Source organism: Variovorax gossypii (genome assembly GCF_003965815.1).
GTDB lineage: Bacteria > Pseudomonadota > Gammaproteobacteria > Burkholderiales > Burkholderiaceae_C > Variovorax > Variovorax gossypii.
This window is the reverse complement of record NZ_RXOE01000008.1, coordinates 120974-133295: the sequence shown is the minus strand read 5'-3', so window position 1 is coordinate 133295 and position 12322 is coordinate 120974. Positions and strand designations below refer to the sequence as shown.

At 66.4% G+C, this 12322-nt stretch carries 12 protein-coding genes; 5 read left to right on the top strand and 7 right to left on the bottom strand.

What is annotated here, in order from left to right; translation table 11 throughout:
• The first annotated feature begins 17 nt into the window (after positions 1-17).
• Complete coding sequence (gene ppsR, locus EJP69_RS24345; RefSeq protein ID WP_093203586.1) at positions 18-839, top strand: posphoenolpyruvate synthetase regulatory kinase/phosphorylase PpsR; 822 nt, start codon at positions 18-20, stop codon at positions 837-839.
• Between the two features lie 39 nt (positions 840-878).
• On the opposite strand, the gene EJP69_RS24340 is transcribed toward ppsR, so the two are convergent.
• From EJP69_RS24340 to ahpC, 7 genes are all read right to left on the bottom strand, one after another.
• On the bottom strand, positions 879-1661 hold the full coding sequence (locus EJP69_RS24340) for a heme ABC transporter ATP-binding protein (RefSeq protein WP_093304176.1): 783 nt from the start codon (positions 1659-1661) through the stop codon (positions 879-881).
• A 20-nt stretch (positions 1662-1681) separates the two neighbouring features.
• A complete protein-coding gene (locus EJP69_RS24335) occupies positions 1682-2716 on the bottom strand; it encodes a FecCD family ABC transporter permease (protein ID WP_126472799.1) in 1035 nt (344 codons plus the stop codon).
• Positions 2713-3597 carry a heme/hemin ABC transporter substrate-binding protein gene (locus EJP69_RS24330; RefSeq protein ID WP_093304174.1) on the bottom strand — a complete coding sequence of 295 codons (885 nt, stop codon included), beginning with the start codon at positions 3595-3597 and terminating at the stop codon, positions 2713-2715. The genes EJP69_RS24335 and EJP69_RS24330 overlap by 4 nt, the downstream gene beginning before the upstream one ends.
• Before the next feature lie 14 nt (positions 3598-3611).
• Positions 3612-4712 carry a hemin-degrading factor gene (locus tag EJP69_RS24325; RefSeq protein WP_126472960.1) on the bottom strand — a complete coding sequence of 367 codons (1101 nt, stop codon included), beginning with the start codon at positions 4710-4712 and terminating at the stop codon, positions 3612-3614.
• 43 nt (positions 4713-4755) lie between these two features.
• Complete coding sequence (locus tag EJP69_RS24320; RefSeq protein WP_126472797.1) at positions 4756-6984, bottom strand: TonB-dependent hemoglobin/transferrin/lactoferrin family receptor; 2229 nt, start codon at positions 6982-6984, stop codon at positions 4756-4758.
• A 159-nt stretch (positions 6985-7143) separates the two neighbouring features.
• The gene (gene ahpF, locus EJP69_RS24315) at positions 7144-8700 is read right to left on the bottom strand and encodes an alkyl hydroperoxide reductase subunit F (protein ID WP_093303859.1); all 1557 of its coding nucleotides are present in this window, start codon (positions 8698-8700) and stop codon (positions 7144-7146) included.
• Between the two features lie 91 nt (positions 8701-8791).
• Entirely contained in the window at positions 8792-9364 is a 573-nt protein-coding gene (ahpC, locus tag EJP69_RS24310; RefSeq protein ID WP_126472795.1) for an alkyl hydroperoxide reductase subunit C, read from the bottom strand.
• Between the two features lie 254 nt (positions 9365-9618).
• Here ahpC and bfr point away from each other — a divergent pair, with 254 nt between their 5' ends.
• The 4 genes from bfr (at position 9619) to EJP69_RS24290 (ending at position 12316) form a co-directional block, all read left to right on the top strand.
• Entirely contained in the window at positions 9619-10095 is a 477-nt protein-coding gene (bfr, locus tag EJP69_RS24305) for a bacterioferritin (protein ID WP_056583098.1), read from the top strand.
• Between the two features lie 120 nt (positions 10096-10215).
• Positions 10216-10863 carry a PepSY-associated TM helix domain-containing protein gene (locus EJP69_RS24300; RefSeq protein WP_093203357.1) on the top strand — a complete coding sequence of 216 codons (648 nt, stop codon included), beginning with the start codon at positions 10216-10218 and terminating at the stop codon, positions 10861-10863.
• 75 nt (positions 10864-10938) lie between these two features.
• Complete coding sequence (locus EJP69_RS24295) at positions 10939-11439, top strand: DUF2271 domain-containing protein (protein WP_371287183.1); 501 nt, start codon at positions 10939-10941, stop codon at positions 11437-11439.
• Between the two features lie 64 nt (positions 11440-11503).
• Positions 11504-12316: a DUF4198 domain-containing protein gene (locus EJP69_RS24290; RefSeq protein ID WP_126472793.1), complete on the top strand. Its 813-nt coding sequence runs from the start codon at positions 11504-11506 to the stop codon at positions 12314-12316.
• The last annotated feature ends 6 nt before the right edge of the window (positions 12317-12322 follow it).

Below are 12322 nucleotides of genomic sequence, written 5' to 3'. Positions count from 1 at the left end.
GACAAGGCCGCATGACCATGCATTCACGCACTGTTTTCTTTGTTTCAGACGGCACCGGCATCACCGCCGAGACCTTCGGCAACGCCGTTCTGGCCCAGTTCGAGATGAAGCCGCGCCACGTGCGGCTGCCTTTCACCGACACGGTCGACAAGGCCCACCAGGCGGTGAGGCAAATAAACCACACCGCCGAAATCGAGGGCGTCCGGCCCATCGTCTTCACCACGCTGGCCAACATGGATGTGCTGGAAGTGATCGAAACCGGCTGCAAGGGCATGCTGCTGGACATGTTCGGCACCTTCGTGCGCCCCCTCGAGATCGAGCTGGCCATGAAGTCGAACCACCGCATCGGCCGCTTCAGCGACGTCAGCAAGAGCAAGGAATACAACGACCGCATCGCCGCGATCGACTTCAGCCTGCAGCACGACGACGGCCAGAGCAACCGCGATCTCGAGGGTGCCGACGTGATCCTGGTGGGCGTGAGCCGTAGCGGCAAGACGCCCACCTCGCTCTACCTGGCGATGCAGCACGGCCTGAAGGCGGCCAACTACCCGCTGATTCCGGAAGATTTCGACCGCCGCCAGCTTCCGCCGGCCCTGATTCCGCATCGCAAGAAGATCTTCGGCCTGACCATCCAGCCCGAGCGGCTCAGCGAGATCCGCAACGAGCGGCGGCCCAATTCGCGCTACGCCAGCATCGAGAACTGCCGCCACGAGGTGGCCGAGGCCGAGGCGATGATGCGGCGCGCGGGCATCCGCTGGCTCTCGACCACCACCAAGTCGATCGAGGAAATCGCCACCACGATCCTGCAGGAGCTGCGGCCGGAGCGGCTGGTCTACTGAGCTCGCTATCTTTCAAATAGCAAACGGCATCCGGCGGCCCTAGCCGAAGAGATACTGGACCGTGCCGTCCGTGCTGGTTACGGGCTGGCATGGCGTGCCCCACACGGCTTCGATCAGCCCCGGCTGCAGCACCTCGGCCGCCGCGCCCTGCACCAGCCCACCCGAGGCTCCGCCGAGCACCACCACCTCGTCGGCATAGCGCCGCGCCAGGTTCAGGTCGTGCAGCACGGCCACCACGCCCACGCCGCGAGCGGCCCAGTCGCGCAGCAGGCGCATCGCCGAGTGCTGATGGGCGAGATCCAGCGCCGCCGTGGGCTCGTCGAGCAGCAGCCAGCGGCTCGCGCCGTCGTGCCTCGGATGCCACAGCTGGGCCAGCGCCCGCGCCATGTGCGCCCTCGCCTTCTCGCCGCCCGACAGGGTGTTGAGGATGCGTGGCGCCAGCGCCGACACGTCGGTCAGCGACATCGCCTCGTCGACGATCGCGTCCTCGTCCAGCCCCGGCGCGCGGCGATGCGGGTAACGGCCCAGCGCCACGATCTCCTGCGCGGTGAAGTCGAAGGCGACCGCGCTCTCCTGCGGCATCAGCGCCCGGCGCAGCGCCAGTTCGGGCATGCCGTGTTCCGCGAGCGGGCGGCCGTCGAGCGACACGCTGCCCCGGGTCGGTGCGCGCTGGCCGGCCAGCACCGAAAGCAGCGTCGACTTGCCCGCGCCGTTGGGCCCGAGGATGGCGGTCACCCTGCCCGGCGCGAGATGGACCGAGGCGCCGGCCAGCAGCGTCTTGCCGCCCACCTGGACCTCCACGTCGGAGCAGCACAAGGCCATCGGATCGCGTTGCACCGCAGTCATATGCGCCCCCTGAAGCGCCGCAGCATCCAGAGGAACATCGGCACGCCGATGAAGGCCGTGAGCACGCCCAGCGGCAGCTCGGCCGGTGCCATCGCCGTGCGCGCCACGGTATCGGCGGCCAGCACCAGCGCAGCACCGAGCAGCGCCGACGCCGGCAGCACCACACGGTGATCCGGCCCCGCCACCATGCGCACCCAGTGCGGCGCGATCAGGCCGATGAAGCCGATGATCCCGGTCGTCGCCGTCACCGCGCCCACGGCCACTGCCGTGACGAGGATGGCGCGCCGCTTGACGCGCTCCACGTCCACGCCGAGCAACGCCGCCTGCGCCTCGCCCAGCGCGATGGCATTGAGCGGTGCCGCCAGCGATCGCGCCGCCACGCACGCAAGCAGCACCGCCGCGCCGACCAGCAGCACGGCGCTCCAGCGCGCGCCGCCCAGGCTGCCCAGCAGCCAGAACTGCAGGCTGCGCAACTGCTCGTCGGTCGCCATCACGCTGAGAAAACCGAGCCCCGCGCTCGCCAGCGCATTCACCGCAATGCCAGCGAGCAGCATCAGCGCCATGCGCGTGCCGCCCTCGCTGCGCGACAGGGTGTAGATCAGCAGGGTCACCGACAGCCCGCCGCCGAAGGCCATGAGCACCAGAGTCCAGCTGCCGAGCGTGCGCGGCAGCACCGGCCAGAACCACGCGCCGAGGATGATCGTCATGCCCGCCGCAAGCGCCGCGCCGCTGCTGATGCCCACCAGCCCCGGATCGGCCAGCGGGTTGCGGAACAGCCCCTGCATCAGCGTGCCCGCCATGCCGAGGCCCGCGCCGGCCGCCACGCCGAGCACGAGGCGCGGCAGGCGGATGTTGAGGAACACGAGGTGCTCGGGCGACTTGTCGGCGCCCTGCCCCAGCGTCGCCAGCACATTCCAGAGCTGCGGCAGGCTGATGGCATAGGCGCCCGACACCGCCCCCACCACGAGGGCCGCGACGAGCAGCAGCGCGCTGCCGCCCAGCACAGCCCGGGCCGTGAAGCGCTGCGTCATGCCAGCGCGGCCAGGAATTTCTCGTGCAGCTCCGCAACGGCCGACGGCATGCGCGGGCCGAAGCCCAGCAGGAGCAGCGCGTCCTGCGTGATGAGGCTGCGCTTCCTGAACGCCGGCGTGAGCGCGAGCTCGGGCCGCTCCCAGAACCTGTCGACGCCGCCGTGGGCCTCGATGCTCTGCGTACTGGTGAGGATGATGTCCGGCGCGGCGCTGGCCATGGCCTCGGCCGTCATCGGCCTGTAGCCCTGGAAGCCGCCGAGCGCATTGACGCCGCCGGCGAAGCCGATCACCGAATGCGCGGCGGTCTTTTCGCCCGAGACCTGCGGGCTCGCGCTGTGCGAGAGCACGAACAGCACGCGCGGCTTGCGCCCCTTTCCAGCGGCGGCGGCCACTCGCTGCTGCACCTGGTTCCACTCGGCATCGAGCCGTGCCTGCAGTTCGCGCGCCTGCGCCTCGCGCGCAGCGGCGCGGCCGACGGCCTGCACCTTGCGCTGCACCTCGCCCCAGCTGTGGTCGGCCTCGATGATCTCGACCTTCACGCCCGCGCTGCGGACCTGGTCGAGCACCACGGCCGGACCCGACTCGTTGGTGGCGATGATCGCGTCGGGCTTGAGCGACAGCAGGCCCTCGGCCGAGAGCTGGCGCATGTAGCCTACCTTGGGCGTGGAGCGCGCGGCCGCGGGATAGAGGCTGGTCGTGTCGGTGCCGACGAGCTGGGCCTGCGCGCCCAGCAGGTACACGACTTCGGTGATCGCGCCGCTGACGGTCACGAGCTTCGGCAGTTTCGCATCCTGCGCGAACAGCGGCAGTACGGTGGTGCTGAGCGACGATGCGCCGAGCAGGCGCAGCACGTCGCGGCGCTGGGGAAGGCGGTGGGACATTTCGTCGAAGCCGGTCATTGGTTCTGTGCCGTAGGTTGAAGACGCGGAAGCTCGCGCACGATGCGCCGCCATTCTTCGCGCTCCGGCACGCCGGGCTTGCGCGCGCCGAAGAACATCGCCATCAGCTCGCCATGCTGGTCGAAGGCCTCGACCGAGGTCACCACGCCGTCGCTGGTCGGCTTCTCGACGATCCACACGCTGGCGATGCGGTCTTCGCGCAGGTGCAGGTTGAAGCCCGGGTCGAGCACGTTGAGCCAGCGGATTGGCGGAGCGTTCTCGTCGGGGTTCTTCATCTCCATCGGCTCGATGCGGATCACCGGGCCGGTATGGATCTGGATGCAGCCAGGGCTGCCGACGAACACCATGATCGGCGTGCCGTCGAACGCGGCCTCGTGCAGCAGTCCGCGAATGGCACTCGCATCGGCGCGCTGCGTGAATTCGCCCTCGGTGAGACGAAAGCTCTGCTGGCGCTCGACGTCGAACTTCTTCAGCAAGCCGAAGAACTCGTGCGTATCCTGCATGCCGCGCCAGGCCTTCGACAGGCCGGTCGTGTCGATGGCTCTGTCGTCGCGCGGTGCGGCCTTCTCCTCGAGCGCAGCGAACGCCACTGGCTCGTCGGGTGCGGTGAAGCCTTCGACTACCGACTGGAACGCATCGCGGTCGGTGGCTTCGCGCACGAAGATCTTGTGCACGGCCACGCCCTCCGTATTGAAGAACTGCAGGCTCAGCGAAGGCGGCACACCAGGGTTCGCGGCGGCCTCGCTCACCGCGAAGCCCGCATGCCAGCGGCTGAAGAACAGGCGCAGGTCGATGGCCTCGCCCAGCGCGAGCCCCATCGCCTCGCTGCCCGACACCTTCTCGTAGACGCCGGTCTTCTCGTGCACGGTGGTCTCGTTGCGCGTGAGCGCGAGCAAGGGCCCGCACAGCTCCAGCGCCTGCAGCAGTTCGACCCACGGCCCGCGCAGGCGCGTGGCGCGCAGAGCCCTGTCGTGCGTGCCTGCGTGCGCGGCCACCGCCGCGCCTTCGGACAGGCCCATGGCCGCGGCGGCGTCCTTGTGGCGCATGCCCTTGGCACGCAGTTCGGCGAAACGGGCTCGGATGTCTTCGGCGGTCATCATCGGGTTTCCTTGTTGTGGAGAAAGCGTTGCGAAGCGGCGATCAGAAGTCCGCCACCAGCGACACGTTGAAGCTGCGCCCCGGCTGGGTGTAGGCGTCGCGGATGTTCGACGTCGAGGTCAGGCCGCGCACGTCGCTCCACATCCAGTAGCGCTTGTTGGTGAGGTTGGTGATCGATGCGTTCAGGCGCAGGTCCTTGCGGATTCGCCACTGCGCGCTCAGGTCGAAGGTGGTGGCAGCGGGTGTCTGGAACTGGGTACCGGTCGTGACCTCGGTGCCGTCGATATCGGACCACTTCTTGCGCGCGTGGTTCACGGCGTCGAGGCGCACGCTCCACACCGGCGCCTGGTACTTGACGCCGACGCTGGCCTTGCTCGGGTCGATCGAATTGAGCGGCCGGTTGTTGGTGCGGTCGCGGCCGCGCGTCTGTCCGTAGGCGAAGGGCACAGTGAAGCCGTTGCCGTCGTTGGTGAAATCGAGCTCGCCCTTGATCTCGAAGCCGCTGATGCGTGCGCGCCCGATGTTGACCGACTGGAAGGTGGCCGGGTTGGTGCGCGAGCCGAACACGCCGCCGACCTGGCGGTCGTTCTCGATCAGGTCCTTGTAGTCGCCGGTGAAGGCGGCCACGTCGAAGCTCAGGATGCCGGTGCGCCCGCGCAGGCCGAGTTCGATGTTCTGGCTCTTCTCGGGCTTGAGGTTCGGGTTGGGAATCGTCCTGTAGCCCGAGATCACGTTCTCGAAGAAATTGTTCACCTGGAAGGCGTTGGGCGCCTTGAAGCCCGAGGCGTAGTTGCCGTACACGCTCCACTGCGGCGTGGCGCGGAACAGCACGCCCAGCTTGGGCGACACGGCCGAGCCCGAGAGCGACACGGCCTGTGCATTGAAGCCGGCCTGTTTGGCGTCGAGCGAGAAGCGGTCGAAGCGGATGCCGGGCGTGATGCTCCAGCGGTCGTGGATGAACTCGTCCTGCACGTAGAACGCCGACGAGGTCTCGCGCGTGTCGGGGAAGCGCTTGAGCGGGTAGCTCTCGCCGGTCGGCGGCACCAGGCCGGTCTGCAGATTCTCGACGTTGGTGCGGGTGTAATCGAAGCCGTAGGTGATCTTCTGCGCCCAGTCACCCATGCGGATGGTCTTGTCGGCCTGCAGGCCGAGCTGCCACGTGCTCTCGTCGTAGGTGACGTCGCGCGTGCGGTCGGCGGCGGTGTAGCGGTCTTCGTAGATGAACTCGCGCGACTTCGCCTTCTGGTAGCTCACCACGGCGAGCAGGTTGTCGGCCACGGCGGCGTTCAGGCGCAGGCGGCCGTCGTAGGTGAAGCGGTCGCGCTGCAGGTCGGTCTTCGCGTTGAGGCCGATGACCGAGGTGGATGAAAAGGGCGGCTTGGAGGCGCCCGAGAGCAGGTCGTAGCGGCTGGTCTTGTCGATGTGCTCGAAGGTGAAGCCGTGGCGCTGGTCGGCGTTGGGCGTGAGGATGACCTTGGCGAGCAGCGCCTTGTTGCGGTCGCGCTGCGGGTTGGGCGTGGTGCGGTCGACGTTGGCTGCGTTGTTGGTGCCCATGTTCTCCAGCGCGCTGGAGCGGCCCACGTTGGCCGAGATGAGCCACTGCAGCGTGTCGTTCGCCTTGCCCGCGAGCGTGACGCCGCCGCGCGTGCCGTTGTCGTCGCCGCTATAGCCGATGCTGGCGCTGCCGCCGAAGCTCTTGCCCTCGCGCAGGTAGGACGACGGATCGCGCGTGATGAAGTTCACCAGGCCCGCGAGGCCGTCGGAGCCGTAGAGCGCGGAAGCGGGGCCCTTGATGATCTCGATGCGCTCGACGAGGCCGATGTCGAAGTAGTCGCGCCCGAAGGCGTTGGCGCTGAAGACGTAGCTGCGCGGCGTGCGGATGCCGTCGGTCAACAGCAGCACGCGGTTGCCGTCGAGGCCGCGGATGTTGAAGCCGGCGTTGCCATCGCGGCCGGTGTTGCCCTGCGCGAGGCCGAAGCGCGCGGGAGAGCGCTTGACCGACACGTTCGGCAGGTCGCGCACGGCATCGCGGATGTCGGTGATCTGCTTCGATTCGATGTCGTCGCGGCCGATGACCTCGGTGCTCACCGCGAGGTCGTCCCTCGCCTGCTCGGAGCGCGAGCCGCTCACCACCACTTCGTTGAGCGCCGCGACGCGCTGCTGTGCCCACGAGGGCGCGGCAAGGCCGAGCCCGGAGGCGATCAGGCAGGGCAGAAGAGCAACGCGAGGGGCAATGCGATGGGAAGGACGGAGCTTGGTTTGGGCGGCCACGAAAAAGGTCCAGAAAACAGTTAAGAAACTGCTCGCTGGACCTCTTGGCGCAGGCGGCTGCGCATGGTGACCTGGCTGGCATTGAAGGGCCCCGGCACTGCGGGGCCCGAGCCGGTCATTTTATGAGAATAATTCTCAACCAAACAACCAAATGCTTACTTATGCTGGGGCCGATGTGCGGATCAGATGGTCGAACGCACCCAGCGCAGCCTTCGCGCCGTCGCCGGCCGCGATGATGATCTGCTTGAACGGCACCGTGGTCGCATCGCCCGCCGCGAACACGCCCGGCACGGAGGTCTGGCCGCGCGCGTCGACGATGATCTCGCCGTGCCTCGACAGCTCGACCGTGCCCTTGAGCCAATCGGTGTTGGGCACCAGGCCGATCTGGATGAACACGCCCTCGAGCTCGACCGTCTTCGACTCGCCCGTCGCGCGGTCCTTGTAGATCAGGCCGTTGACCTTCTGGTCGCCAGTGATCTCGGTGGTCTGCGCGTTGGTGAACACGTCGACGTTCTTCAGGCTCCTGAGCTTGCGCTGCAGGACCGCGTCGGCGCGCAACTGCGTGTCGAACTCGATCAGAGTGACGTGGCCCACGATGCCGGCGAGGTCGATCGCCGCTTCGACGCCCGAGTTGCCGCCGCCGATCACCGCGACGCGCTTGCCCTTGAACAGCGGGCCGTCGCAGTGCGGGCAGTAGGCCACGCCCTTGTTCTTGAACTCGTGCTCGCCGGGCACGTTGATGTTGCGCCAGCGCGCGCCGGTCGAGATGATGACCGACTTGCTCTTGAGCGAAGCGCCGCTCTCGAGCTGCACTTCGATGAGGCCGTTGCCCGGCACCAGCGCCTTGGCACGCTGCAGGTTCATGATGTCGACGTCGTAGTCGCGCACATGCTCCTCGAGCGCGTGAGCGAACTTCGGTCCTTCGGTTTCCTTGATCGAGATGAAGTTCTCGATGCCCATGGTGTCGAGCACCTGGCCACCGAAACGCTCGGAGGCGACGCCGGTGCGGATGCCCTTGCGCGCGGCGTACACGGCAGCCGCGGCGCCCGCGGGGCCGCCGCCGACGATCAGCACGTCGAACGGGTCCTTGCCGGCGATCTTCTTCGCTTCGCGCTCGACGCCGCTGGTGTCGATCTTGGCGAGGATTTCCTCCAGGCTCATGCGGCCCTGGCCGAACTCGGTGCCGTTGAGGAACACAGTCGGCACGGCCATGATCTGGCGTTCCTTGACTTCGTCCTGGAAAGTGCCGCCTTCGATCATCGTGGTGCGGATGCGCGGGTTCTGCACGGCCATCAGGTTCAGTGCCTGGACCACGTCGGGGCAGTTGTGGCAGGTGAGCGAGACGTAGATCTCGAACTCGAAGTCGCCGTCGAGCGCCTTGATCTGGTCGAGCACGGCCTGCTCGACCTTCGGGGGATAGCCGCCGATCTGCAGCAGGGCAAGGATCAGCGACGTGAATTCGTGGCCCATCGGCAGGCCGGCGAAGCGCGGGCCATGGTTTTCGCTCGGGCGGTTGACCGAGAACGAGGGCTTGCGGTGGTTGTCGTCGCGGCTTTCGGTCAGCCTGACCAGCGGGGACGACTCGGCGACGTCCTTCAGCAGCGACAGCATCTCGCCCGAGGCCTTGCTGTCGTCGAGCGAGGCGACGATCTCGATCGGCTGCGTGGCGCGTTCGAGGTAACTCTTCAATTGGGCTTTGGTGCTTGCGTCGAGCATGAGGGACTCTCTTTCGATAACGGAAAACTATCAACTGGGGACAAAAAAGCCCGGGGCCTCGTGAGCGCCCGGGCTTTCGCGCGGGAGGCGCTTAGATCTTGCCGACGAGGTCGAACGAGGGCTTCAGCGTTTCGGCGCCTTCGGTCCACTTGGCGGGGCAGACTTCACCGGGGTGAGCGGCGACGTACTGGGCAGCCTTCACGCGGCGCAGCAGTTCGGCGGCGTCACGGCCGATGCCGTTGTCGTGCACTTCGATGGTCTTGATCTTGCCTTCGGGGTCGATCACGAAGGTGCCACGGTAGGCCAGGCCGGCGTCTTCGCCTTCTTCGATCAGCACCTGGAAAGCACGGGCCAGTTGCTGGCTCGGGTCGCCGATCAGCGGGTACTTGACCTTGCCGATGGTGTCCGAGGTGTCGTGCCATGCCTTGTGGGTGAAGTGGGTGTCGGTCGACACGCCATAGATCTCGACGCCCAGCTTCTGGAATTCGGCGTAGTGATCGGCCAGGTCGCCGAGTTCGGTGGGACACACGAACGTAAAGTCAGCCGGGTAGAACACCACGACCGACCACTTGCCCTTGAAGTTCTCGTTGCTGACGGGCACGAACTTGCCGTTGTGATAAGCGGTGGCCTTGAAGGGGACGATTTCGGTATTGATCAGGGACATTGATGCTTCCTTGTGATGGCTGATGAAAAGGGCGAGCCATCAGTATAACTACCAATCAGATAATTTTGATAGTTGATATCTATTAAAAGTATTGCAAGTCGCTATGTTCACGATGGCTTCGGAACACCCTCGCAGCCGCCTCAATACGAACGTGTATCACCATCACACGCATGCAGACCGGCGCAGCATGGGTTTGCTTGCAAACGCTCCTTTGCGCCTCTGACAATCACCGCTTTCAGAACAAGGAAAAAATCATGAAGGGCGACCCCAAAGTCATCGAACATCTGCAGGCGCAGCTCAAGAACGAGCTGACCGCGATCAACCAGTACTTCCTGCACTACCGCATGCTCAAGCACTGGGGCCTGGACAAGCTGGCGAAGAAGGAATACGAGGAATCCATCGGCGAGATGAAGCACGCCGACAAGCTGATGGACCGCATCTTCATGCTCGACGGCCTGCCGAACCTGCAGGACCTGGGCAAGCTGAACATCGGCGAGGACGTGCCCGAACTGCTGCGCTGCGACCTCGGCGCCGAGACCGGCGCGCAGGCCACCATCAAGGACGGCATCGCGCATTGCGAATCGGTGCGCGACTATGTCTCGCGCGACCTGCTCCAGGAGATCCTGGACGACACCGAGGAACACATCGACTTCCTCGAGACCCAGATCGACCTGATCGACAGGGTCGGACTGCAGAACTACCTGCAGTCGCAGATGGGCGAACTCGAATAAGGCGGGGCCTGCCTCTCACCAATCGACGGGACTTCGGTCCCGTTTTTTATTGCTTTACGTAACTTAACCACCCACGAATAACAGTCATTCTCATTCGCACGGATAAAATCCGCGCCTTCGATGACTGCCGCCACCCGCCCCGACAACCGCCGCCGTGCCTATTGGCTCAAGACCCTGCACGAATGGCACTGGGTGAGTTCGGCGATCTGCCTCATCGGCATGATCCTGTTCAGCGTGACGGGCTTCACCCTCAATCACGCGAGCCAGATCGAGGCCAAGCCCGTCGTCACCAAGCTGAACGGCACGATCGACGAAGCCCTGCGCGCCCAGCTCGAAAAGCAGCTGCCCGCCGCCAAGGCCCTCAAGGGCAAGGCCCCTCTTCCCACCGAACTCCAGGCCTGGGTGCAGAAGCACTGGGACATCGGCACCTCCGGCCGCGAGGCCGAGTGGTCCGACGACGAGATCTACCTTTCGCTCCCCCGCCCCGGCGGCGACGCCTGGCTGCGCCTGAGCCTGTCCGACGGCGAGATCGAATACGAGCGTACCGACCGCGGCTGGCTCTCCTACCTCAACGACCTCCACAAGGGCCGCAACACCGGCGCCGCGTGGAGCTGGTTCATCGACATCTTCGCGGGCGCCGCCCTGGTCTTCTCGATCACGGGCCTCTTCATTCTCAAGATGCATGCGGGCAACCGGCCTTTCACCTGGCCGATGGTCGGCATGGGGCTGGTCGTGCCGGTGCTGCTCGCGCTGCTGTTCATTCACTGATTTCGTTCATCAATCCATCCAGATCCAGGAAAGAGGTTTCCCGTGCACGTTCGCTACTCACTCGCGCCGCTGGCCATGTCGGCGCTGTTCGCGGCTCCGGCCTTCGCGTCGGGGCTGGCCGTCAACATCGAAATTCCCCGGCTGAACGTCTCCGAGTACCACCGCCCCTACGTGGCGACCTGGATCGAACGCGCGGACAACACCGTCGCCGGCACGCTGGCCGTCTGGTACGACGTGCGCACCAAGACCAACAACCCCGAGGGCGAAGGCACGAAGTGGCTGAAGGACATGCGCCAGTGGTGGCGCCGCGGCGGCCGCGAACTCTCGGTGCCGGTCGACGGCGTGACGGGCGCGACCAAGCCGGCCGGCAAGCACCAGCTGAGCTTCACCGAAGGCACGGCGCCGATGCCCAAGCTCGCTCCGGGCGCCTACAAGCTCGTGGTCGAGGCCGCGCGCGAAGTCGGCGGCCGCGAGGTCGTGAGCATTCCCTTCCAGTGGCCTCCGACGGCGGCGGCTCAGCCGACCGCCACGGGCAAGGAAGAGCTCGGCGAGATCAAGCTCGAACTCAAGCCCTGACCAGTATCCGCCCCAGTACCGCACGGCCCTTTCACCGCCGGCCCTCCACACACAAGGAACTGCCATGACCCGATTCATCAAACTGCGCGTTGCCTCCCTCGCCATTGCCCTGTCGGCCGCCGCATCGCTCGCCCAGGCGCACAACGCCTGGCTGCTGCCCTCCTCCACCGTGTTCTCCAAGGCCGACACCGTGACGGTCGACGCAGCCGTGTCGAACGACCTGTTCGTCGCCAACCATGCGCCGCTGCGCCTCGACGGCCTGCAGATCACCGCGCCCGACGGCAGCACCGTCAAGCCCGAGACCGAAGCCAAGCTCAAGCTGCGCAACGTGTTCGACGTGAGCGTGGCGCAGGCCGGCACCTACCGCATCGCGGTGATCAACGCCGGCGCCTTCGCGAGCTGGAAGGACAAGGCCACGGGCCAGACCAAGCGCGCGCGCGGCACGGCCGAAACCATCGGCAAGGAAATTCCGGCCGACGCGCAGGACGTGACGGTCACCCAGTCGTCCGGCCGCATCGAGACCTTCGTGACGGTCGGCAAGCCTTCCGCGCTCAAGCCGATCGGCCAGGGCCTGGAGCTCATCGCCGCCGGCAGCCCGACCGACCTGGTCAAGGGCGAGAAGGCCACCTTCACGCTGAACCTCGACGGCCAGCCCGCCAAGGGACTCGAAGTGACGGTGACTGCGGGCAACACGCAGTACCGCGACAAGCTCGAGGAAATCAAGCTCAAGACCGACGACAAGGGCCAGTTCAGCGTGACCTGGCCGACTGCCGGCATGTACTGGCTCGACGCCAGCACCAAGGACAACAAGACCACGGTGCCGCAAGCCAAGGAACGCCGCCTGAACTACGCGGCCACCCTCGAAGTGATGCCCTGAAGCCCT